Source organism: Streptomyces sp. WZ.A104 (assembly GCF_002382885.1).
Lineage (GTDB): Bacteria > Actinomycetota > Actinomycetes > Streptomycetales > Streptomycetaceae > Streptomyces.
The window spans coordinates 1-22196 of record NZ_NWVL01000058.1 but is presented as its reverse complement, the minus strand read 5'-3'; the positions used below and the strand labels follow the sequence as shown (position 1 = coordinate 22196).

The window sequence follows — 22196 nt, the reverse complement described above, 5'->3', positions numbered from 1 at the left end:
CCGATGACCGTCCTCGACAACCGGGCACTGAACCGCGCCACGCTCGCCCGGCAGCTGCTGCTCGACCGCGCCGACCTGCCGGCCGCCGACGCGGTGGCGCACCTCTGCGGTCTCCAGGCGCAGGAGCCGCAGGAACCCTTCGTCGGGCTCTGGTCGCGGCTCGCCGCCTTCGATCCGGCGGTCCTCTCGGACCTGCTGACGCGGCGGACCGTGGTGCGCACCCACCTGATGCGCCGCACGGTCCACCTCGTCAGCGCCGACGACGTCCTCGCCTGGCGGTCCCGCCACGAGGCGATGCTGCGGCAACGCGTGCTCGGGGTCTACCGGGACGAGCTGAAAGGGGTCGACCTCGATAAACTCGCTGCGGAGGGGAGGGAGTTGATGGCTGACGGGGAACCCCGTACGGCAGCCGAGATCGTACGTGAGCTCGCCCCTCGCTGGCCGGGGCCGGGGCCGCGCCCCCTGGGCGAGGTGGTCGTCGCCGCCCTCGTGCCGATGGCCCAGGCGCCGCCCCGGGGGCTCTGGCGCACGAAGGGCGGGGTGCGCAACGTCGCGCTCGCCTCCTGGCTGGGCCGCCCGGTCGACCCGCCCGCCCCGGACGGCACGGACCCGGTAGGCCAGGCGCTGGTCCGCCGGTATCTGGCCGCCCACGGCCCCGCCGCCACCGCCGACCTGCGCGCCTGGTCAGGCCTGGCCGGGCTGCCCGGTGCGGTGGCGGCCCTCCGCGGCGAACTGGTCAGCTTCCGCGACGAGCGGGGCCGGGAGCTGCTCGACCTTCCGGACGCGCCGCGCCCGGACCCCGGCACCCCCGCACCGGTACGGTTCCTGCCCGCCTTCGACAACGCGATCCTCGGCTACCAGGATCGCAGCCGGATCATCGACGACGCCCACCGCGGCCTCTCGGTCGCCGGTGAACGCGTCGTGCTGGTCGACGGCCGCACCGCCGCCACCTGGACCGTCACCGAGGGCACCGTCACGGTGGACCCGCTGCGGCCGTTCTCCCGGGCCGACCGCAGTGCCGTGGCCGACGAGGGGCGGGAACTGGCGTTGTTCCTCTCCGACGGCGCGAGCGACCGTGTCCGCGTGGCGGCCTCACGCCGTTCTTGATGTGAGCGCGTCCATCTGTATGGTCCAGGCCGAGCGCAAGGCTTTTTGGACATCCTTCAACAAGCTTGTCCGGCAAGGGGCGTGCGCGAAAGGAAGTCCGCACGCGCCATCGGCGCCCTGCGTGCTCCGCGCCCCGGACCGGCTCACCGCCACGGGGTGCGGCGCTGTTCCCGGTGGCCGGAAACGGCATGGCGCGGCAGTCCCCAGTAGTCGAGCGGTTACCCTACGTCAGCTGTCCTGATTGACCATCAGCGCCGTCATCAGCGCCTGTCATTCGCGATCGAGGGGACCCCTGAATGAACCGCATGCGTACCGTACTTGCCGCGCTCGGCATCACCGCCGGACTGATCACCGCCCCCGCCGCGAGTGCCGCCCCGCAGCCGGTCGGCACCGCGCCCGCCGCCGAGCGCCACGCACCCTGCACCGGGGAGTTCCGCGGCGACGCCCGCCTCGGTCCGAAGTGGCTGCCCGGCAAGCGGCTCGCCCCGGTCGGCCCGCTGCTGAACGGCTACCAGCGCACCGGTGACCTCGCGCCCAGGGACTTCCTCAAGAAGTACTGGGAGGGGCCCGCGGACACGGGAAGCTGGAAGTACCCGCCCAACGACGGCTTCGCCGAGGTGAACGGCGAGATCGACAAGGAGCCCGTCAAGCTCCGCACCGGCCAGCGCCTGGACCGCTTCGGCTCCGAGTACGGCGGCTATCTGGCCCCCGCGGGCGACGCCTACGCCGAGCGCGCCCTGCCCCCGCAGAACCTCAACACCAGGGAAGCGGCCACCCCTTGCGACTACCGCGTCTACAAGGTGGCCAAGCCCTTCTGGGTCTGGCAGGGCAGCATCGCCCCGTGGTTCGAGCAGCCCGGCGGCGGTCAGCAGATCAAGCTCGACGCGGTGTTCCTGGACCCGGGCGAGGGGCAGCGGCTGAACGTGAAGTGGCTGCTCGACAACGCCTACCTGACCCCCGCGGGCGCGTAACCCATGGACCGCCGGGCGCTGCACGCCGCACTCGTCGAGGCCCGGATCCCTGGCGGCTACTACCGGATCGAGGGTGTCCACGAGCCCGCTCCCACCCCGCCGGACTTCCTCTTCGTCCGGCGGGCGGCCGACGGCCGGTGGGAGACCGGGGCCTTCGAGCGCGGCACGTACGAAGTCGTCGCCCGCCACCCGGACGAGGCCGCCGCCTGCGCGCACCTGCTGAGCCTCCTCGTCTGACCGCCCGGGCCAGGTTTGCCGGAACAGCAAGAAAGCTTGTACGAGCGGCTGCCCCGGCCGAATGATCGTGACCGGGCGGCCGGGCTTCCGAGCCGGCCGCCCGCAGCCCCGTCACGACCGCCCCATCGCCGGGCGCCCGAGGAGGAACCATGCCGGAGCACACCCCCGTACCCACACCGTCGGCGGACCGCGCGGCCCGCCCCTCCACGCTCCTCCCCGGCGCGGTGCACCGCCTGGTCGAAGTCCCCGGCGGCCGCATCCACTGCGTCGAACAAGGCACCGGTCCTCTCGTTCTGCTCGTCCACGGCTTCCCCGAGTCCTGGTACTCCTGGCGCCACCAGCTCCCCGCGCTGGCCGCCGCCGGATACCGGGCCGTCGCCATCGACGTACGCGGCTACGGACGCTCCTCCAAGCCCGTCGCCGTCGACGCCTACCGCATGCTCGCCCACGTCGCCGACAACACCGCCGTCGTGAGGGCCCTCGGCGCGGACACCGCCATCGTCGTCGGACACGACTGGGGATCGCCCATCGCCGCCCACAGCGCCCTGCTCCGCCCCGACGTCTTCACCGCCGCCGCCCTGCTCAGCGTCCCCTACGCACCTCCCGGAGGCCCTCGTCCCACCGACGCCTTCACCCGGATCGGTGGCGACGAGGAGTTCTACGTCAGCTATTTCCAGACCCCCGGCCGAGCCGAGGCGGAGATCGAGCCCGACGTACGCGGCTGGCTCACCGGCCTCTACACAGGCCTCTCCGGCGACACCCTCGCCCCCGCGGATCACAGCGGCCTCTTCTTCGTCCCGAAGGGCGCGCGCATGGCCGACCGGTTCCCCACAGGCCGACTGCCGGGATGGCTGGAGGAGCGGGACCTGGACGTCTACAGCGCGGAGTTCGAACGCACCGGCCTGACGGGCGCGCTCAACCGCTACCGCAACGTCGACCGGGACTGGGAGGACCTCACCGCCTGGCACGGGGCCCCCGTCACGCAGCCCTCCCTCTTCATCGGCGGCACCCTCGACGCCTCCACCACCTGGATGTCCGACGCCATCGACGCCTACCCGAGGACCCTTCCCGGCCTGTCCGCCGCCCACCTCCTCGAAGGCTGCGGCCACTGGATCCAGCAGGAACGCCCCGCCGAGGTCAACACCCTGCTGACCGACTGGCTGCACGACCTGCGCTGAAACGCGGCTGGAACGCGCCCGTCAGCAGGGCGTGCCGCGCGTCGCCGCGGTCGCCCGGTGCAGATCGCGTACGAGCGTGAAGCCGATCCTGGCCGGGGCGCGGAAGCGCAGGCATCCCTTGCCCATGTCGTGGGAGGCGAGCCGGTCCGTGAACGCGTCACGGACACCGGTGCGCAGCAGATAGATCGACGTCGTGCGCCCTGCTGCGGACCATGACCCGATCGTAGGGCCGCGAGCCCCGGCCGGGGGTGTGTCGCGCCCCGCTCCCGCCCGCCCCGGGGGCGAAGGTGAACGGATGAACAGCGCAGGCATGCTGGCCGAGGCGTTCGGCCGCGTCAGGGAAGTGGTCCACGCGGCGGCAGAAGGACTCCCGCCCGACGACCTCAACGCCCGCCTCGACGAGGAGGCGAACTCGATCGCCTGGCTGATCTGGCACCTCACCCGCATCCAGGACGACCACATCGCCGACGCGGCCGGAACCGAACAGGTCTGGCTCACCGAGGGCTGGGCCGACCGGTTCGATCTGCCGTTCGACGAGACGGCCACCGGCTACGGGCACAGCGGTGACGAGGTCGCCGCCGTCCGCGTCGACTCCGCCGCACCCCTCCTCGGCTACTACGACGCCGTGCACGAACGGACCCTGGACTTCGTCGCAGGGCTGAACGGCCACGCCCTCGACCGGATCGTCGACGAGACCTGGTCACCCCCGGTGACCCTGGGCGTCCGGCTGATCAGCGTCGTCGCCGAGGACCTCCAGCACGCGGGCCAGGCCGCCTTCGTCCGCGGGGTGCTGGAACGGGCCTGAGCACCGGCGGCCGCGACCGGCCCTCGCACACCCGTGCACACTCCCACCAGCGGTGCCATACTCGGAAGCAGTCCGCTAGACAGGCTTGTTCTTGTCCGAAAGGCGACGCGTCATGAGCTGGGCATCGTGGACGACCAGCGGTGTCTTCGCGGGAACCGGCGGAGTACGCACCGTGGAAGCAGGAATCCTCACCGGTGATCTCACGGTGCATACGACCTGGTCCGACGGACAGGCGTCGGTGGCCGTGCAGTACAGCGGATCATCGGACTGGTTCACCCTCGCGGGCAGCCCCGTGCCGTGCCCCTCCGAGGAGGAGAGCCGCGCCTTCCACCAGAGCGTGGTCGAGGCCGTGCGGGAGGGCGCGGGCGCCACGGTCCCGCCGGTCAGCGCCGGGCAGCCCGCCGGACCGCCCTCACCCGCCCCGTAGAGTCCTTCGCCGTCACCGGCACCCCATAGAGTGATCCGCACGGGATCCGTTCGGCCAGGAACGGACGGGCGGGACACACGGGGCGAGGAGCGGGGCGATGAGGCGTGCGGGCGCACGAGCGAGGACGAGGAAGAACCGGCCGTTCTGGGTGGAGCTCCCGCTCCTCATCGGCATGGCCCTGGTCCTGGCCCTGCTGATCAAAACCTTCCTTCTGCAGGCCTTCTCCATCCCCTCGAACTCCATGCAGGACACCCTGCAGACGGGCGACCGGGTCCTCGTCGACAAGCTCACCCCCTGGTTCGGAGCGGAACCGGAACGCGGCGAAGTGATCGTCTTCCACGACCCGGCGGACTGGCTCGACGATGTGCCCGTCGATGAGCCCAACACCGTGCAGAAGGTGCTCGGTTTCATCGGCTTGATGCCCTCGGTCGAGGACAAGGACCTCATCAAGCGGGTCATCGGCGTCGGCGGTGACACCGTGGAGTGCACCGGCGACGGGCCGGTCAAGGTCAACGGCACCGCCCTGGACGAGCCGTACGTCTTTCCCGGGAACACCCCGTGCAGCGACGACGAGGGCGGCCGCTTCAAGGTCACCGTGCCCGAGGGCAAGCTCTGGGTGATGGGCGACCACCGCCAGGCGTCGGAGGACTCCCGCTACCACCAGGACGACAGCACCGAAGGCATGGTCCCGGTCGACGAGGTCGTCGGCCGCGCCGTCGTCATCGCCTGGCCGCTCGGCCGCTGGAGCACCCTGCCCGTGCCGGACACCTTCGACAACGCCCAGGGCAGCGCCGACCACCCGGCCCCGGCCGCCGAAGCGGTGCTCGACCCGGGCGGCATCACGCTCGCCGCCGCCGTACCCCTGGTGGTGCTGCGCCGCCGCCGGGCGAGGCGCTGAACGGCGGGATTTGCCGATCCGGCAAGGAAGTTGGCCCACCCCGGGGACCGGACCGCACCATGCCTCCATGAGCCACCACCACACGGATCAGCACGCCCCCGGCCACCGGCGCGACGACGATGACGCCCGGCGGTTCTTCACCCAGGAGTTCTGGGAGGACCGCTACCGGGCGGGCAACGCCTGGAGCGGCGACCCCAACCCGGTCCTCGTCCAGTACGCGACGCCCCTCGACCCCGGTACGGCCCTGGACGTGGGCAGCGGCGAGGGCGCCGACGCGATCTGGCTGGCCGCCTGCGGCTGGCGGGTCACCGGCGCCGACTGGTCCTCCACCGGCCTGGAATCCTCCGCCCGTACGGCGGCCGCCGCCGGGGCGGACATCGCGCACCGGATCACCTGGCGGCAGGCCGACGTCCGCGGCTGGGACCCGGCCCCCGAACGCTACGACCTGGTCTCCGCCCAGTTCATGCACCTGCCCCGGGCCGAGCTCCACGCCCTGCACCGCAGGCTCGCCGCCGCCGTCCGCCCCGGCGGCACGCTCCTCGTGGTCAGCCACCACCCGGACGACCGCGACCCCTCCGTCGGACGCCCCGGCAGCGCGGACCTCTTCGCCACGGGGGAGGAGATGGCGGCCGCCCTCGACCCCGCCGAATGGGCGGTCATCGAGGCGACCGCACCCGAACGCGTCGGCCCCGACCCGGAAGGCCGCGAGACCGTCGTCCGGGACGCGGTGCTCCGCGCCGTACGCCACGACTGACCGCACAGCCGAGGAGGAAGGCGAAGGCCCGCACGCTTCTAGCGCCGTGCGAAGTTCCGTACGTAACGGCGCTGCCAGGGCGTCTCCACCGCCCGTGGGTGGTAGCCCCGGCGGACGAACGCCACCGCGTCCGCCGCGGGGACCCCGTCCAGGACGGCCAGACAGGCCAGCGCCGTCCCGGTCCGGCCCATTCCGCCGCCGCAGGCCACCTCGACTCTTTCGCCGGCGGCCCGGTTCCACACCTCTTCGAGGAGGGCCCGGGCCGCCTCCCGGTCCGCCGGAAGCCGGAAGTCCGGCCACCGCAGCCACCGTGACTCCCACCCGACCGGGGGCGGTGTGCGCCCCAGCAGATAGACGCCGAACTCCGGCTCGGGGCCGGTGGGCAACGGCTCGCGCAGCCCCCGGCCACGGACCAGCCGCCCGGAGGGAAGGGCCAGGACGGCCGGATCGCCGGCGTTCCACTTCTCGCTCACGTGAGCCATCCAACCACCCTGGTGCACCGGGGCGGTACGCCCCGGATACGGTCCGCCGGGAGGTCAGGCGGCGACCGGGACCGGTGAGTCCGCGGGCCCCGCGTCGCCGACCGGGGCCGTCGTCCGGCGCGCACTCTTCAGCAGCACGACCAGAGCGGTCGCGACCAGCGTGCCGGTGGCGACCGACAGCAGGTACAGGAGCGGCTCACCGATCAGCGGGACCACGAAGATCCCGCCGTGCGGAGCGCGCAGGGTCGCCCCGAAGGCCATCGACAGCGCACCGGTCACCGCGCCGCCCGCCATGACCGACGGGATGACCCGCAGCGGGTCGGCGGCCGCGAACGGGATCGCGCCCTCGGTGATGAACGAGGCACCCAGCACCCAGGCCGCCCGGCCGTTCTCCCGCTCGGTCCTCGTGAACAGCTTCCTGCGTACGGTGGTGGCGAGCGCCATCGCCAGCGGCGGGACCATGCCCGCGGCCATGACCGCCGCCATCACCTTGAGGCTGCCCGGGGTGGGATCGGCGAGACCGCCGACCGCGAAGGCGTACGCCACCTTGTTCAGCGGGCCGCCCATGTCGAAGCACATCATCAGCCCGAGGACGACGCCGAGGATCACCGCGTTGGAGCCGGACAGACCGTTCAGCCAGTCCGTCAGCGCGCTCTGCAACGAGGCGATCGGCTTGCCGACCACGATGAACATCAGGAATCCCACGACCGCCGACGCGATCAACGGGATCACCAGCACCGGCATGATGCCGCGCAGGGTCGGATGGACCGGCACCCGCTGGATGGCCATCACCACCGCACCGGCCAGCAGACCGGCCGCCAGACCGCCGAGGAACCCGGCGTTCACGGTCAGCGCGATGGCCCCGCCGACGAAACCGGGGACCAGCGCGGGCCGGTCCGCCATCCCGTACGCGATGTATCCGGCCAGCACCGGCACCAGGAAGGCGAAGGCCGCCGAGCCGATCTGGTTGAGCAGCGCGGCCCAGCTGTCCGCCTCGCCCCACAGGAAGTGGTCGGCCACCGACCTGGCGTCCGCTATCTCGTAGCCGCCGATGGCGAACGACAGGGCGATCAGCAGACCGCCCGCCGCGACGAACGGCACCATGTAGCTCACACCGGACATCAGATACGTCCGCAGCCGGACGCCGAAGTGCGCGTGGTCCGCGCCGGATCCGCTCCCGTCGTCCGTGGTGCCCTCGTCTTCCGGGGCGACGGCGATCTCTCCGTGCTCCGCCTTGCGGCGGGCCTCCGCGATCAGTTCGGCGGGCCGGTTGATGCCCGCCTTCACCCCGACGTCCACCAGCGGCTTGCCCCGGAACCGGGCCTTCTCCCGGACCTCCACGTCGTGGGCCCAGATGACCGCGTCGGCCGCCGAGACCACCGCCGGGTCCAGCTTCCGGAAACCGGCCGAGCCCTGGGTCTCCACGGTCACCTCGACGCCCTCGGCGCGGCCTGCCGCGGTCAGGGACTCGGCGGCCATATAGGTGTGCGCGATGCCGGTGGGGCAGGAGGTGACGGCGACGATCCGGAAGGGGGCGGGCTCCTCGGTGGGCTCCACCACGGCTGCGGCCGACTCCTGCGCAGGCTCCTCCTGCGCAGGCTCCTCGCCCCGGATCAGCGCCGCCACCGCCCCCGGGTCCGTACCGGCGCGCAGCGCGGCCGTGAACTCCGGGTCCATCAGCCTGCGGGCCAGGCCCGACAGGATGGTGAGGTGGTCGTCGTCGGCCCCGGCCGGTGCGGCGATCAGGAAGATCAGGTCCGCGGGACCGTCGGCCGCTCCGAAATCGATGCCCGCCGCGCTGCGCCCGAAGGCCAGCGTCGGGGCACTCACATGTGCGCTGCGGCAGTGCGGGATGCCGATACCGCCGTCCAGACCGGTCGGCATCTGTGCCTCACGGGCGGCGACGTCGGCCAGGAAGCCGTCGAGATCGGTGACGCGGTGCGCGGCCACCATCCGCTCGGCGAGCGACCTCGCGGCGGCGTCCTTCGTTGCGGCGGACAGATCGAGGTCGACCAGTTCCGCGGTGATCAGCTCACTCATCGCGGTGCTCCTTGCTCGGGGACCGCCCTGCGGCGGCTCGGGGGGACGGGGCGGCGGGCTCGTACGGGTGGGGTCCGTACGGGAGTTGCGGGAGTTGGGGCGGTTTCGGGGGCGGCGCGGGGGTCATGGGGCGGGCTCCGTCAGCGTGCGGTCCAGCGGCACGTCGGAGGTCGTCACGACCGACGGCAGATCGAGGTCGGCCGGGGCGGGCATGATGCTTCCGGCCAGCTGCACCGCCGCGGCACCGTGGGCGACGGCCGAGGCGAGAGCCTTCGGTCCCTGCCCGCCCGCCGTCAGGAAACCGGCCAGGGAGGCGTCTCCGGCACCGACATTGCTGCGAACGGCCGTCACCGGGGCGGTGGCGAAATACGCCCCCGACGCCTCGGCCAGCAGCTGCCCGTCCGCGCCCAGACTCGCCAGCACCGACCGGGCGCCGCGCTCGCGCAGCTCCTCGGCGGCCTTGAGGGCGTCGCCCACCGTGGCGAGCGGACGGCCCACGGCCTCGGTCAGCTCCTGGGCGTTGGGCTTGATCACGTCGGGCCGCTCGGCGAGCGCGGCGGTCAGCGCCGCGCCCGAGGTGTCCAGGGCGATCCGCGCCCCGGCCCGGTGGCTGCGCGCGACCAGCTCCGCGTACCACCGGGGCGGCAGTCCGCGCGGCAGGCTTCCGCAGCAGGCGATCCAGTCGGCGGCCGACGAGCGGACCCGTACCGCTTCCAGGACGTCCTCCGCCTCGGCCGGACTCAGCTCGGGACCCGCCGCGTTGACCTTGGTGAGGGTGCCGTCGGGCTCGACGAGCGTGACGTTGATCCGGGTGCTCCCGGCGATCGGCACGCCGGCGGCCTCGATGCCCAGGTCACCGAGGAGGCGGGCGAGCAGCGCTCCCTCCGGTCCGCCGATCGGGGCGACGGCGACCGTCCGGTGTCCGGCTGCCGCGACGGCGCGCGAGACGTTGACGCCCTTGCCACCGGGATCGACGCGGTCCGAGGTGGCCCGCAGCACGGTGCCGCGTACCAGACCGGGCAGCTCGTAGGTGCGGTCCAGGCTGGGGTTGGGGGTGACGGTGAGGATCATGCGCGTACTACTTCCGTGCCCCGGCTCTCGATGGAGCGGGCGTCGTCGGGGCTGAGGCCCGTGTCGGTGATGAGCAGGTCCACATCGGTCAGATCGCCGAAGCGCGCGAAGTGCTCCTGCCCGAACTTGCCCGAGTCGGCGAGCAGGACGACCCGGCGGGCCGCCCTGATCACGGCCCGCTTCACCGCGGCCTCGGCGAGGTCGGGCGTGGTCAGACCGCTTTTGGGGGAGAAGCCGTTGGTGGCGAGGAAGACCACGTCGGCGTTGATCTCGGCGTACGAACCGAGCGCCCAGGCATCGACCGCGGCCCGGGTGCGGTGGCGGACCCGGCCGCCGACCAGATGCAGCGCGACGCCGGGGTGATCGGCGAGCCGCGCGGCCACCGGCAGCGCGTGCGTCACCACGGTCAGCGTCGCCTCGACGGGCAGGGCCGCGGCGAGCCGGGCGGTCGTGGTCCCGGCGTCGACGATCACACTGCCGTCCGCGGGGAGCTCGGCGAGCGCGGTCTGCGCGATGCGGTCCTTCTCGTCGGCGGCGACGGCGTCGCGCTGGGCGAGATCGGGCTCGAAGTCCAGCCGTCCGACCGGAATCGCGCCGCCGTGCACCCGGCGCAGCAGCCCCGCCCGGTCCAGCGCCTTGAGATCCCGCCGGACCGTCTCGGCGGTCACCTGGAACTCCTCGGCCAGGGACAGCACGTCGACCCGGCCGCTCTCCTGGGCGAGGCGGAGGATCTCCTGCTGACGCTCCGGTGCGTACATGTGGTTTCGTTTCCGTTTCATGCCCGAGTCTGTGGTTTCGCGCTCAGGTTACGTCCGAGGTGTGGGAATGTAAACACAAACGGGCGAGGAGTGGGCATGAACAGAAGGCGGGGCGCACCCGTGAGGGGTACGCCCCGCCGGTGGGGCTGTCCGGACTGGTCAGTGCGCTTGCGGTGCGTCCTCGTGGAGGGGGCGGGCCAGCAGGGGCGCCCCCGGGAGCTGGTGTCCGCCGCTGGCGAGCATGCGGACCTCGCCCCGGTCGCTGATCTCGGCCCGTACGATCCCGGTCTCGTCCTCGTACACCGGGAATCCGCCCGCCCCCATCCGGTCCGTCAGTCGGACGGTGACCACGTCGTCCGTGGCGCCGGACAGCTGGAAGATGAGTTCGTAGCGCTCCGTGTGAACCATGTGGTGCATGACGGCCTCCCGGCCGGACCGCGGAAGGATGCGGTCCTGTAACCCATTGTTTCGCACCCGGACACCCCCTGCCCGGGGAGCGACGGCCAACGGGCGGAGCCGCCCGGTCGATCGGGTGACTCCGCCCGGTAGGACAACATGAGCGGCCGCGCGGAGGGCTAGGCATGCGTGCATGAGACTTGAGCCTCGACGAAAGAACAGTGCTTCCCTCCGTTCCCGCAACCTCACGATGGTCGGCGCCCTCGGTATGGCGGCGGCCGCGGCCGTTCTGCTGACGGGCTGTGGCCAGAGCGCGGACAACGCGACGTCCGCGGCCACGTCCGAGGCCGCGAAGGTCCTTCCGCAGCAGCAGACGACCACCCCGTCCGCCACCGCTGAGCTGACCGAGGAGCAGCAGGAACGCAAGGAGGTGCTCGACGCCACGAAGGTCACCTTCGACGACGCCGCCACGACCGCTGTCGGCGAGGTGGCCGGAGGCAAGCTGGTCGACCTCGACCTGGAGGGTGTGGACGACGACGACCGCGACGAGAGCCCCAGTCCGACCGCGACCGGAAGCCCGACGGGCACGGCCAGCCCGACCGGAACGTCCAGTCCCACCGCGAGCCCCGGTGCCGAGGGCCCTGTCTGGGTCGCGGAGGTCGCCGAGAGGGACGGCACGATCCACACCGTGCGGATCAACGCGGTCGACGGCAAGGTCACCGAGGCCCGGGTCGACGCCGATCAGGAAACGGAGGACAAGGAGCAGACGGTCGAGTGGCTCTCACAGGCCACCCAGACCCCCCAGCAGGCGGCGAAGGTCGCCACCGAGAAGAAGAAGGGGACGGTCACCTCCGTCAGCCTGGAGGACAACAACGGCGACGGCGTCATCTGGGCCGTCGACGTGGTCGGCTCCGACTGGAAGAGGACGACCTTCGACGTGGACGCCAAGACCGACGCGATCGTCCGCGAGGAGAACGACGACTACTGACCGCTGAGAGCCTGCGAGGAAAAGGGGGTACGCCGGAGGTCCGGCGTACCCCTTCGCGCGTGCGCTACCGCTTGCCGCCCGGCTCGCGGCGGTCGAGCAGCCGGCAGACGAAGTCCTCCTGGAGCGCGCGGAGGGTGGCCAGCAGCCGCGGATTCGTGGTGCTGTTCACCTGGGAGGTGAGGGAGACGGTCAGGGACCGCTTGCCGTCCTTCGTGCCCGCCGCGAGCTGCGTGTAGCCGGGGAAGTTGCCGGTGTGTCCGTACACGGTGCCGCAGCGCGTCGTATAGGAGAAGAGGGCGAGTCCGGCCCCGTTGCGGCCGGGACCGGCAGGTTCGGAGCTCCCCTCCACGAACGTCAGCTGCTGGCGGCGGACCGCCGGCCCCAGGCCCCGGCCCCCGGCGTAGCCGCGGATGAAGGCCCCCAGGTCCCGGGGCGTCGAGACGATGCCGCCCGACGCCCACACTCCGGAGGCGCTGAGCACCGTGCTGACGTCCTCGGGCGCATTGGGGGCGTCCGTCGCGTAGCCGTGCAGATAGGGCTCCGGCAGCCGGTAGCCCTGGGGGAGGGTGGTGCGACGAAGACCCAGTGGCCGGTACACGAGTTCGGCGAGGAGCCTCTCGTAACGCTGTCCCGTCGCTGCCTCCGCCATGAGGGCGACGGCGATGTTGTCGGAGTTCGAGTAGCGGTACGCGGAGCCCGGCCGGAACCGCAGCGGGTCCCCGGCGACGTAGTCCAGCAGCTTCCGGGAGTCGAAGCGCCTGCGCGGGTCGGCGGTCAGCTCGGCGATGAACGTGGGGTCCTCGGTGTAGTCGGGCAGCCCACTGGTGTGGTTCAGGAGCTGGCGGAGCGTCACCCGGTGCCAGGCGGAGGGCAGCCGGGGCAGTCGGCGCCCGAGGGTGTCGTCGAGGGAGAGGGCGCCCCGGTCCGCCAGATGCAGGGCGACCGAACCGCTGAAGGCCTTCGCCGTGCTGGCGATCCGCATGTGATCGCCGGTCCGCGGCGGGCGCCCGGTGCCGATCTGCGAGGTGCCCGCCCGGTACACCTCGCTGTGCCCGTCCGCCGTGAGGACCGCGACGGCCCCGGGCGGACCGCCGGGCGTGTCGACGAGCGCCTGGAGCCCGCGCCGCAGCTCACGGTCGGATGGACCGTGCGGGCCGTCGCCCCCGTCACCGCCCGCGTGGGCCGGGCCGGTCAGCAGCCCGGCGAGCGAGGCGGCCGCCAGCACGGCGACGACGGCTCCTCGCCGGGCGGCCCGTTGCCGCCGGGGGCGGTCAGGGTGCGGCGGGACGGGGGGAAGGTGGCGTGTCGGCACCGGGGGTACCTCCTGGAAGGGTGGCGTCGCGCGGACCGCGCGGGCGGGGCGGTCCGCTCCCGCGAGCCCCAGCATCCGACGGCCGGGCGGGCCATGCCCCCGAGGTGGCCCATCCGGCCGATCACTGGCGCTCCGTCACGGGGCCAAGGGAGCGCCCCGGCGCAGATCGAGGACGTACCGCCGCCCCGGGCGGTCGCCGAACATGACGTCCTCCACCGGCTCGAACCCGGTGCGGGCCAGCACCGCACGGGAGCCCGAGTTGTCCAGCGTCGTCTCCGCCCGCAGCTCGGTCAGCCCGTACTCCCGCACCGCCAGGACGCAGACCTGCTGAACCGCCCGGGTCGCAAGGCCGCGCCCGGCCGCCTTCTCGGCGATCCGGTACCCGAGCTCCGCCGAACCGTTCTCCACCTGCACGAGGTTGATGCGGCCCAGGACGGTCCCGTCGGCGTCCTGTATGAGATGGAAGTGGTGCAGGCCCGCGTCCTGCTCGGCGAGCAGCTCACGGTGGCGTTCGGCGAAACCGGCGAAGTAGTCGTCGCCCCGGTCGGGCACCGAGGCGGAGAAGTACGCGCGGTTCTCCCGCTCGAACGCGAGAAGGGCGTCGGCATGGCCGGGACGCAGGCGGCTGATGGTCGTCATACCGGGATGCTAGGCGGTTTCCGGCCCCGGCCCGGGGGGCGTTTCCCGGGCCATCCCCGGTTCTCGCCACGGGACAGCCCTCAGGGCAACCGGCGTTCCAGCGCGTGGGCCAGGCCCCGTTCCGCGTCGTCGGCCGAAGCACGCAGGTAGGCCCGCTCGTAGGCCGAGTCGCCCGCGGCCTGCCGGGCCCGGAGCTCCCACTGCTCGCGGATCGCCCCGAGCTCCGGGGTGCCCCGGTGGGGGTGGCCGATCATGCGCCAGTACGTGTGCCCCGTCCCGGAGGCGCGGGCCGCGGCCACCCCGTTCCCCTGGACGGCGATGGCTCCGGCGAGCAGATCGAGGCCGAGCGCGATACCGAGGCTGTCGTGCAGCTCGTGCTTGCTCGCGAGCATCGCCCGCGCATGGCTCTCGGCGTGCCGGGGGCGTCCCTGGAGCAGGTGGATGAGAGCCAGTTGGTGATCGGCGTAGGCCCGGGCCCAGTGCTCGCCGAAGCGCAGGCTGATCCGCTGGAGCCGGGTGGCCTCCTCGTACGCCTCGTCCAGGCGGCCGAGCGCGGACAGGGCGAACAGGCGTATCACCCGGCAGCGAAGCTGCGAAGGCGCGTCGGCGGGGTCGCCCACGTGGTGGCGCAGCGCGTGGTCGCTGATGGAGTGCGCGGTGTGCGGCTTGCCCATCATCAGATACGTGAAGCTCATGGAGTGCGCCGCGAGGAGCACCGCCTCGGCGTCCTCGTCGCGGCGGGCCGCGTAGTGGCACTCCTCGCCCGTACGACGGGCTGCCTCGTGGTCGCCCTGGAGCGTCAGCGTGATGCCCAGGGCCCAGAGCGCGCGGGTGCGGTGCGGACCGGCGGAGAGCGGCAGGGCCAGCACCCGTTCCAGATACGTACGGGCCTGGTGCAGATGGCCGCAGCAGCTCCAGAACAGCCCGGCGCACCCGGCCATCTCCATCGCCTTCTCCGGGTCCTCGGCCAGCAGGTGGTCCAGGGCGGCGCACAGATCCGCGTGGGTGTCGGCGATCCGGTGGTACCACGCGACCTGAGAGGGCCCCAGCCAGCCCGCGTACGCCTGGACGGCGACCTGGGCGAAGTGCCGGGCGTGCCGGTCAGCCAGGAGGGCGTCCTGCGCCAGCTCGGCGAGCCACATCGCCCCGTACTCGCGCAGCGTGTCCAGCATCAGATAGCCGTCCCCGGTCCGCCGGAGCACCGACTGGTCGGCCAGCCGCTCCAGCGCGGGGGCGATCGCGTCGGCGCCGAGCGGCCCGCCCGCGCACACCGCCTCGGCGTCCGCCGCCGTGACGACGCCCCGGAAGACGGAGAGCCGCGCCCACAGCAGCCGTTCCAGCGGAGCGCAGAGCTCGTGGCTCCAGCCGATCGTGGTGCGCAGGGCGCGGTGGCGGCGGGGCCACACCGTGTCGTCGCTGAGGGTGTCCATCCGGGAGGCCAGCCGTCCGGTGATCTCCTGGGCGCTGCTCCCGCGGAGCTGGGCGCAGGCCAGTTCGACGGCGAGCGGTATGCCGTCGAGGCGGCGGCAGATGTCGGCGACGGCGGCCGCACTGTCCGGGGCGTCGAGCCGGAGGTCCGGAGCGATCGCGGCCGCACGGTCGTGGAAGAGGCGCACGGCGTCGTCCCCGTCGGCTCCCGCGGAGAGCGGGGGCACCTCTATGACGTGCTCGTCCGGTGCGCCGAAGGGCTCCCTGCTGGTGGCCAGCACCGTCAGGCCCGGAGCCGCGGAGAGCAGCTCGGCGACGAGCTGCCCGCACGGGCCGACGACCCGCTCGCAGCAGTCGAGGACCAGGAGCAGCCGCCGGTCGGCCAGCCATTCGCAGAGTGCGGCCACCGGGCGGCGGGGGCTGTGGTCGAGCAGTCCGACCCCGTCGCAGACCGTCGTCGTGAGCAGCTGGTCGTCGTGCAGATGGGACAGATCGGCCCACCACACACCGTCCGCGTAGCGGCCCTGGACCCGCTCGGCGGTGCGCAGGGCCAGGCGGCTCTTGCCGACCCCGCCGCTGCCCGTGAGCGTGACCAGCCGATGATCTCGAAGTGCCCGTTCGATGCTGACCAGTTCGCTGTCGCGGCCGACGAAGCTGGTCGTCACGACGGGGAGGTTGCCCATCACGGGGACATCCTGCCTCGCCGGGCCCCGCCGCCTCCGTTCATAGCGAAAAGCAGTCAGAAACGGCCGACAATGCATCCCGTCCGTTCGATAAGCGACGGGAACCGAAAGATCAATGCGGGTCGGCGCCGACCGGCGCGCGGGCGGCCCGGGAGCACTGTCAGACCTCTGCGTTACGTTGCTGGCATGACGCGATTCGCAGGAGGGGCACCCTCGACCGGCCCGGAGGAGCGGCCCCCGGCCGAGGCGGCCACCGAACACCCGGAGATCACGTACATCGGATGCGCACGGTGCGGCACCCAGATCGCGGGCCTCGACGGCCGCTACGCCTGCTCGGGCTGTGGCTGGGTCAACCAGTGGACCGATGGCCACCGCCCGCTGCCCGCGGCCCGCGTCGGCTGACCGGGCCGGCCGCCCGCCGGTGCCGCCCGTGCGGGTGTTCCAGCAGGTGTGACGGTTGTCCCAGTGCTGGACCGGAATCGCGACGGCCGCCGCCCACCACGTACACTCGCCCCCGCCTTTGCCGACCGGCAGGGGCTCTTCGCACGAGACCGACGGGGAAACATTCCGTATGAGTACCGCAGACAGCACCGAAGCACCGATCTACGCCGGCCTCGTGGAGGAACAGGGCGACGTGCTCGCCGAAGTGCGCCGTGTGGCCGAGGAGGTCCTGCGCGACGCCGATCGCGCGGTCGACTTCGGCACCGTCCGGACGGCCGCCGCCGCCCGCTAGCAGCCCCAGGGGCGGACGAGCCGAGACCCGGCCCGCGTCCGCCGAGGGCGGCCACGCCCCTGCGGGCCTGGCCATCACGGGACGATGAACGTCCTGCAACTATTGCCATGCTCTTGCGTTCGTGACGCGATGGTTCGCTGGAGAACCGCCGCAAGCGGAAGCGGGTGAGGCCGCGGTAGGCCGGATGTCCTGAATCCAGGCCCGGCGCCACCGCGGCCCCCCGGCGGACCGCCACGGACACCCCGGCGGCCCCGCGTCGGTGAGCGGCCCGCGCCGACGCGCGGAGAGCGCTCCCGAGCGGGCGTCCCGAGCGACCCGGACCTCGGCGCCCGCGCCGCCGCCCTGCTCTCGCTCGCCCTGCCCGGCTCCGTCCACCCCCGCCGGGGCGAGGAGCTGTGGCCTGCCGGAAGCCGACGTACCGGTGGCCCGCGTCCAGGACCCCATGTGCTTCCGCTCCCAGCGCCGGGCCCCGGCCGCGACGGCTGCCGCACCCCGCTGCCCTGGGCGGCCGGTGAACCGTACGCGGGCCTCGGCACCACCGTGGAACCCTGGCTTCCGCTGCCCCGGGACGGGCCGCTGCGCGCGGCCGACCGCCAGGCCGACGCCCCCGCCTCCAAGCTGTCCCCGTACCGCGTACGGCGGGGTCCTGCGGCAGAGGCGCTCCCTCGCCGCGCTGCACACCGAACCGCTGTGCCGACTGAGCGAGGGGCCGGACCTCTGGATGTCCGCGCGCGGACCACGTGGTCTGCGCGTTCGAGTGCGGCGACCACTTGGTCTGCGCGGTCAACCGCGCCGGGGAGCCCGTACCCGTCCCGGCCCGCACCGGGGTCCTGTTCACCAGCGGCCCCCTGGACGCCGAGGGCCGCCGAAGGGCCCGGGTTCCGGACGCCCCCCGGCGTCCGGAACCCGGGAGAACACGGCCGGGGCCTCAGGCGTCCCGGCTCACACTCCGCACACCCGGGTGCAGCGCCGCGTACTCCAGCGGGGCCGACGGGTCGATCGACACGTCCGGCGGAGCGGGTTCAGCCCCGGCCCGCACCAGCAGATCGCCGACCGCCGCGATCATCGCCCCGTTGTCCGTGCACAGCTTCAGCGGCGGCACCCGCAGCGTGATCCCGGCCGCCCGGCACCGCCGCTCCGCCAGCTCCCGCACCCGTGAATTGGCGGCCACCCCGCCGACCACGACCAGCGTGGACACCCCGTGATCGCGGCAGGCAGCCACCGCCTTACGGGTCAGCACATCGGCCACGGCTTCCTGGAGCGACGCGGCCCCGTCGGCCACGGGCAGCCCGCCGCCCTCCACGCGTCGCTGCTCGGCCCACCGAGCGGCCGCCGTCTTGAGCCCGGAGAAGGAGAAGGAGTACGGGGCGTCCCGCGCGCCGGTCATCGGCCGCGGGAACGCCGTCGCGCGCCGGTCGCCCTCCCGTGCCGCCCGGTCGATCGCCGGACCGCCCGGATAGGGCAGCCCGAACACCCGGGCGACCTTGTCGAAGCACTCCCCGGCCGCGTCGTCCACGGTGTCCCCGAGGTGCACGATCGGATCGCGGGCCAGATCCCGTACGAGCAGCAGCGAGGTGTGGCCGCCGGAGACGATCAGCACCACACAGGGGTCGGGCAGCGGACCGTGCTCCAGCGTGTCGGCGGCGACATGGCCCGCCAGATGATGCACGCCGTACAGCGGCACGCCCAGCGCGTACGCCAGCCCCTTCGCCCCGGCCAGCCCCACCTGGAGGGCCCCGGAGAGCCCGGGACCCGTGGTGACGGCGACCGCGCCGATGTCTCCCATGCTCAGCCCCGCGCTGTCCAGCGCCTGCCGGACCACCGGGGTGAGCGCGTGCACATGCGCCCGCGCCGCGATCTCCGGCACGACGCCACCAAAACGAGCGTGCTCGTCCATGCTGGAGGCCAGCGCATGCCCGAGCAGCCGCCCGTCCCGCACCAGTCCCGCCCCGGTCTCGTCGCAGGACGATTCGATCCCGAGTACCACGGGAGAGCCCACTGGAGCCTCCTTGCCACATTAAGTAAGTGCAACCAATGTGCAATAAGGTAGTCCACCGCGGGCGGGCCCCGCACCGCGCGGGGGAGCCCCGGTGCTCCAGCAGAGTCGCCGCGATGACGACCCGCGCGGGTTCGAGCGCGGTCAAGACCTCGGCGTACCGCAGCGTGCTCCGCAGCACCCGCCCCGGCGTCCGGCCGACGGCCCAGCCCCAGCGCCGCGGTGAGCAGGTCGAGCGGGTACAGCACGGCATCCGTCACCCCGCCCCCCAACCCCGCCCCTCACCGCGCTCTCCCAGCGGATGCCCAGCGCGGGCGGCAGCTCGAACCAGGGTCGCCCGCCGGCGGCTGTGGGCCGATCGCAGCCACGGCGCGCGCCCGCACCGCATGTCGACGCGGCACGGCAGGGCCGCCGAGCAGACCGGAGCCGAGCACCTGACCCGGTACGCCTGAGTACGAACGCTCAGGTCCACCACCCGGGCCGCCGCGAGGATGAGGACGACAGCCGGGGCGAGCGCCGGGCGGGCCCGGCCCGGCCGCGTCGCACCGCGGAAGGCCGCCCCGCCCACCGGACCACTGGAGAACCGAGACCCGTGCTCAGCCGCATCGCCGCCGTCGTCGTCCCCTCCTTCGGACGCCTCACCGTGACGTCCGACCACGCCTCAGCCCCGGCCGCGGGCAGCATCATCGTCGCCAACCACACATCCCTCGCCGACCCGGGCATCGTCCTCGCCGCTCTGCTCCGCCTCGGCGTCGAACCCGTCGTCCTCGCCACCGCGGGGCTCTGGCGGATCCCGGTCCTCGGCCGGCTGCTGGAGCACGGCGGCCATGTGCCCGTGCACCGCCACACCCACCGGGCGGCCGACGCCCTCGACGAGGCGGCCGCCGCGCTCGGGGACGGGCGGCATGTCCTGATCTACGGGGAGGGTCGGCTGCCCGGCCGCACCGACGCCGCCGAGGCCCCGCCGGAGAGCTTCCGCAGCGGCCTCGCCCGCCTCGCCCACGCGTCCGGGGCTCCGGTCGTGCCGCTCGGCCAGGCGGGCGCCCGCCGCGTGACCTCAGGCCGGTGCGTCAAGCAGATCTCCGGGCTGCTCACCGCTCCGGCCCGCCGCCCCCGCCTCCACGTCGGCGCCTCGCTGCACCTTCCCCCGGACGTCGAGGCGGCCACCGCCAGGGCCCGCGATGCCGTCACGTCCGCCTGGCGCACGGCGGCCGGACACCTGGGCGAACCCGCGGCCCGGGTGGCGGCGGCGACGCGGGCGGCGTAGGTATGGAGGGCATGCTGCTCCGAGGAGGCGTGAGGCCGCGGAGCGCATCGGCCTGGAAGCGGCCGATGACCAACAGACTCACCCGTCGGACCGGCGTCAGCGGCCGGCGGCCCAGGACCGGGGGCGAGGAGACGGATCCCGATGACGGCGGCAGAGCAGACCACTCCCGTGCACGGCGTTCCGTGCTGGGTCAGTCTCATGACCCCGGACCTGCGGGCCACCGAGGACTTCTACACGGCCGTTCTCGGCTGGACCTTCCGCTCCGGCACCCTCGGCAAGGGCTTCTCCGTCGCCCACGTCGGGACCGTGCCCGTCGCCGGGATCGGACAGATCGCCCCGGGCCTGCCCGCGTCCGTGAACTGGACCCCGTACTTCGCCGTCGACGACGTGGACGCCGCCGCGGGCCGGGTCCGGGAGCGCGGTGGCACGATCGCCGTCGGCCCGATCCGGCTGGGCCCCGGCAGGGGAGCCGTCGCCGCGGACCGGGAGGGGGCCGGATTCGGCTTCTGGGAGGGCCGGACCCCTCCGTGGTTGCTCGGCCGCGACAACGCACCGGCCTCCCTCGAACTGCGCACCAGCCACGCCTTCGACGCCGCGATCTTCTACGCCGAGATCTTCGGCTGGGCCTCCGAGGAGCCCGGTGGCTGCGAGGTCGGTTACGCCTACGCGCAGGACGCCGTCGTCGTACGCCAGGGCGGCCGGACCGTGGCCACCCTGCGCGGCGGCGGGGACGGCGCGTCCCCCGACCCCCGGTTGCGCCCGCGCTGGCACGTCCGCTTCCTGGTCGAGGATCTGGAAGCGGTCACCGAGGCGGCCCACAGGGCGGGCGGCACGGTCTCGCCGCCCGTGGACCGCCCGGCCGACGGAACCGAGTCGGTGATCAGCGACCCATACGGCGGCATCTTCACCGTCTGCACCCACCCCGCGCCGGACGCGCCCGGCCCTTCGGCCTGAGTCCGTCAGCAGGGCCGGACGCCTGCTCCTTCGGCCTGAGGCGTCAGCAGGTACGGAACACATACCCCGCTCGTCCGGCCGGCCTGACGTCCAGGTCCCGGCGCACCACCGACAGCCGCGCTCCCACGGACGAGCAGGCCCGGGCGAAGTCGCGCGCGGTGTACTCGACGACGAAGACCCGGTCGTCGTACGCGGAGGCGTAGTCGGCGCACTCGTCGTACCGGCCGCACTCCTCGCTGACCGCGAAGTCGAACCCGATCGCCTCGCGCCGCTCCAGCAGATCGGTGCTGTTCTTCTGGCCGATCGCCAGCCCGGCCGCGTGCGCCCGGGTGGCCAGGAGCTCGGCGAACGCGGCGTTGTGCGCCGGGGTCAGCAGGCCGCCGGAGCGCTCGTACGAGTCCAGGTTGTCCGGCTCCACCGCCTGGAACCCCGCCTTCGCGCAGCCGTCGATCCAGTCCCCCACGATCACCGCCAGCCGACTGCGCTTGGCCGCGGTCGAGGTGTCGAGCAGCGCCTCGCCCCACGCCTCGTCGTTGACCAGGTCGCCGTCGCTGTCGCGCAGCAGCAGATCGGGGTCGTTCTTCCGCCACCAGGCAAGTGCGTCCGGCTGGGCCTGGAAGGCGTTGACATAACAGACGTTGTACAGCCCTTCGGCGGGCTGGTCGCCACGGTCGCGGGCGACCGCCTCCACCCCGGCAGGCGGGGGGTACGCACCGCCGATCTGGTAGTCGAACGTCGCGTTCGCCGTGGGCGGCACGACCTTCGGCGCGGGAGGCGCGTGAGGTGTGGGAGGCGCGGGAGAGCCGGTGGCGAGGACGCCGGACAGGAGCAGCCCCGCTCCCGTCGCGACCGCGGCACCGCCGACGAGTGCGAAGAGCCTGCCCCTGCGGCGGAGAAGGGGGACGGGGACCTGCGGGGACATGCGTACTCCGGTGCGTGGGCGCCCGATTGGCGTCAGGCGGTCCTACGTTGTTCGTGGGTTGGACGGGCCGTCGTAAGGTCCAGAGGCCCAGAGACACCGGGTATGGCTTTCAGGCGGTTGCCCTCGATGGTTCCCCTCACCTGGCCGCCC

The 22196-nt window shown here is 73.3% G+C and carries 25 protein-coding genes; 14 read left to right on the top strand and 11 right to left on the bottom strand.

All coding sequences use genetic code 11. The annotated features are described in order from the left end of the window. Positions 1-3: 3 nt before the first annotated feature. The 4 genes from CIB93_RS26705 to CIB93_RS26690 all read left to right on the top strand — a co-directional run bounded on the left by CIB93_RS26705 (position 4) and on the right by CIB93_RS26690 (position 3493). Entirely contained in the window at positions 4-1107 is a 1104-nt protein-coding gene (locus tag CIB93_RS26705; protein WP_096630502.1) for a winged helix DNA-binding domain-containing protein, read from the top strand. A 296-nt stretch (positions 1108-1403) separates the two neighbouring features. Next, a complete protein-coding gene (locus tag CIB93_RS26700; RefSeq protein ID WP_096630500.1) occupies positions 1404-2078 on the top strand; it encodes a TNT domain-containing protein in 675 nt (224 codons plus the stop codon). A 3-nt stretch (positions 2079-2081) separates the two neighbouring features. After that, positions 2082-2315 carry a hypothetical protein gene (locus tag CIB93_RS26695; protein WP_096630499.1) on the top strand — a complete coding sequence of 78 codons (234 nt, stop codon included), beginning with the start codon at positions 2082-2084 and terminating at the stop codon, positions 2313-2315. A 149-nt stretch (positions 2316-2464) separates the two neighbouring features. Then, positions 2465-3493 carry an alpha/beta fold hydrolase gene (locus CIB93_RS26690; protein ID WP_096630497.1) on the top strand — a complete coding sequence of 343 codons (1029 nt, stop codon included), beginning with the start codon at positions 2465-2467 and terminating at the stop codon, positions 3491-3493. Positions 3494-3514: 21 nt separating this feature from the next. Here CIB93_RS26690 and CIB93_RS39170 read toward each other — a convergent pair whose 3' ends face one another. Next, positions 3515-3805 carry a hypothetical protein gene (locus tag CIB93_RS39170; protein ID WP_257002392.1) on the bottom strand — a complete coding sequence of 97 codons (291 nt, stop codon included), beginning with the start codon at positions 3803-3805 and terminating at the stop codon, positions 3515-3517. On the opposite strand from CIB93_RS39170, the gene CIB93_RS26680 reads away from it, so the two are divergent. From CIB93_RS26680 to CIB93_RS26665, 4 genes are all read left to right on the top strand, one after another. Then, entirely contained in the window at positions 3789-4298 is a 510-nt protein-coding gene (locus CIB93_RS26680) for a DUF664 domain-containing protein (RefSeq protein ID WP_096630494.1), read from the top strand. The two genes, CIB93_RS39170 and CIB93_RS26680, sit on opposite strands and share 17 nt — an antisense overlap. A 112-nt stretch (positions 4299-4410) precedes the next feature. Continuing rightward, positions 4411-4725 carry a hypothetical protein gene (locus CIB93_RS26675; protein WP_096630492.1) on the top strand — a complete coding sequence of 105 codons (315 nt, stop codon included), beginning with the start codon at positions 4411-4413 and terminating at the stop codon, positions 4723-4725. Positions 4726-4822: 97 nt separating this feature from the next. Beyond that, positions 4823-5623 (top strand): signal peptidase I, encoded by an 801-nt coding sequence (gene lepB, locus CIB93_RS26670; protein WP_096630490.1) that lies wholly within the window; start codon positions 4823-4825, stop codon positions 5621-5623. A gap of 67 nt (positions 5624-5690) precedes the next feature. Beyond that, positions 5691-6377 carry a bifunctional 2-polyprenyl-6-hydroxyphenol methylase/3-demethylubiquinol 3-O-methyltransferase UbiG gene (locus CIB93_RS26665; RefSeq protein WP_096630489.1) on the top strand — a complete coding sequence of 229 codons (687 nt, stop codon included), beginning with the start codon at positions 5691-5693 and terminating at the stop codon, positions 6375-6377. Positions 6378-6415: 38 nt separating this feature from the next. Here CIB93_RS26665 and CIB93_RS26660 read toward each other — a convergent pair whose 3' ends face one another. From CIB93_RS26660 to CIB93_RS26640, 5 genes are all read right to left on the bottom strand, one after another. After that, positions 6416-6850, bottom strand: coding sequence for a protein-tyrosine phosphatase family protein (locus CIB93_RS26660; RefSeq protein ID WP_096630540.1), 435 nt, complete (start codon positions 6848-6850; stop codon positions 6416-6418). A 63-nt stretch (positions 6851-6913) separates the two neighbouring features. Beyond that, complete coding sequence (locus tag CIB93_RS26655; protein WP_096630487.1) at positions 6914-8899, bottom strand: fructose-specific PTS transporter subunit EIIC; 1986 nt, start codon at positions 8897-8899, stop codon at positions 6914-6916. A gap of 123 nt (positions 8900-9022) precedes the next feature. Continuing rightward, positions 9023-9970, bottom strand: coding sequence for a 1-phosphofructokinase (gene pfkB / locus CIB93_RS26650; RefSeq protein ID WP_096630485.1), 948 nt, complete (start codon positions 9968-9970; stop codon positions 9023-9025). Further along, positions 9967-10728 carry a DeoR/GlpR family DNA-binding transcription regulator gene (locus CIB93_RS26645; protein WP_096630484.1) on the bottom strand — a complete coding sequence of 254 codons (762 nt, stop codon included), beginning with the start codon at positions 10726-10728 and terminating at the stop codon, positions 9967-9969. Before CIB93_RS26645 ends, pfkB begins: the two co-directional genes overlap by 4 nt. A gap of 159 nt (positions 10729-10887) precedes the next feature. Next, on the bottom strand, positions 10888-11136 hold the full coding sequence (locus tag CIB93_RS26640; protein ID WP_096630539.1) for a DUF6296 family protein: 249 nt from the start codon (positions 11134-11136) through the stop codon (positions 10888-10890). A gap of 181 nt (positions 11137-11317) precedes the next feature. On the opposite strand from CIB93_RS26640, the gene CIB93_RS26635 reads away from it, so the two are divergent. Continuing rightward, positions 11318-12112 carry a PepSY domain-containing protein gene (locus tag CIB93_RS26635; protein WP_096630482.1) on the top strand — a complete coding sequence of 265 codons (795 nt, stop codon included), beginning with the start codon at positions 11318-11320 and terminating at the stop codon, positions 12110-12112. 64 nt (positions 12113-12176) lie between these two features. Here the strand turns inward: CIB93_RS26635 and CIB93_RS26630 are convergent, their stop codons facing one another. The 3 genes from CIB93_RS26630 to CIB93_RS26620 form a co-directional block, all read right to left on the bottom strand. Next, on the bottom strand, positions 12177-13499 hold the full coding sequence (locus tag CIB93_RS26630; protein WP_096630480.1) for a serine hydrolase: 1323 nt from the start codon (positions 13497-13499) through the stop codon (positions 12177-12179). 60 nt (positions 13500-13559) lie between these two features. Beyond that, entirely contained in the window at positions 13560-14063 is a 504-nt protein-coding gene (locus CIB93_RS26625; RefSeq protein WP_096630478.1) for a GNAT family N-acetyltransferase, read from the bottom strand. Between the two features lie 80 nt (positions 14064-14143). Further along, on the bottom strand, positions 14144-16174 hold the full coding sequence (locus tag CIB93_RS26620; RefSeq protein ID WP_096630476.1) for an NB-ARC domain-containing protein: 2031 nt from the start codon (positions 16172-16174) through the stop codon (positions 14144-14146). A gap of 186 nt (positions 16175-16360) precedes the next feature. Between CIB93_RS26620 and CIB93_RS26615 the strand changes: the two genes are divergently transcribed. Then, a complete protein-coding gene (locus CIB93_RS26615) occupies positions 16361-16576 on the top strand; it encodes a hypothetical protein (RefSeq protein WP_096630474.1) in 216 nt (71 codons plus the stop codon). A gap of 169 nt (positions 16577-16745) precedes the next feature. After that, complete coding sequence (locus CIB93_RS38135; RefSeq protein WP_179500259.1) at positions 16746-16907, top strand: hypothetical protein; 162 nt, start codon at positions 16746-16748, stop codon at positions 16905-16907. A 928-nt stretch (positions 16908-17835) separates the two neighbouring features. Here the strand turns inward: CIB93_RS38135 and tsaD are convergent. Next, complete coding sequence (tsaD, locus tag CIB93_RS26605; RefSeq protein ID WP_096630472.1) at positions 17836-18906, bottom strand: tRNA (adenosine(37)-N6)-threonylcarbamoyltransferase complex transferase subunit TsaD; 1071 nt, start codon at positions 18904-18906, stop codon at positions 17836-17838. Between the two features lie 113 nt (positions 18907-19019). Between tsaD and CIB93_RS37525 the strand changes: the two genes are divergently transcribed. The 3 genes from CIB93_RS37525 (at position 19020) to CIB93_RS26595 (ending at position 21124) form a co-directional block, all read left to right on the top strand. Beyond that, positions 19020-19355 (top strand): hypothetical protein, encoded by a 336-nt coding sequence (locus CIB93_RS37525; RefSeq protein WP_143660091.1) that lies wholly within the window; start codon positions 19020-19022, stop codon positions 19353-19355. Positions 19356-19495: 140 nt separating this feature from the next. Beyond that, the gene (locus CIB93_RS26600; protein WP_096630471.1) at positions 19496-20170 is read left to right on the top strand and encodes a lysophospholipid acyltransferase family protein; all 675 of its coding nucleotides are present in this window, start codon (positions 19496-19498) and stop codon (positions 20168-20170) included. Positions 20171-20311: 141 nt separating this feature from the next. Further along, positions 20312-21124, top strand: coding sequence for a VOC family protein (locus CIB93_RS26595; RefSeq protein ID WP_096630469.1), 813 nt, complete (start codon positions 20312-20314; stop codon positions 21122-21124). Between the two features lie 43 nt (positions 21125-21167). Here the strand turns inward: CIB93_RS26595 and CIB93_RS26590 are convergent, their stop codons facing one another. Next, positions 21168-22046, bottom strand: coding sequence for an endo alpha-1,4 polygalactosaminidase (locus CIB93_RS26590; protein ID WP_096630467.1), 879 nt, complete (start codon positions 22044-22046; stop codon positions 21168-21170). Between the last annotated feature and the right edge of the window lie 150 nt (positions 22047-22196).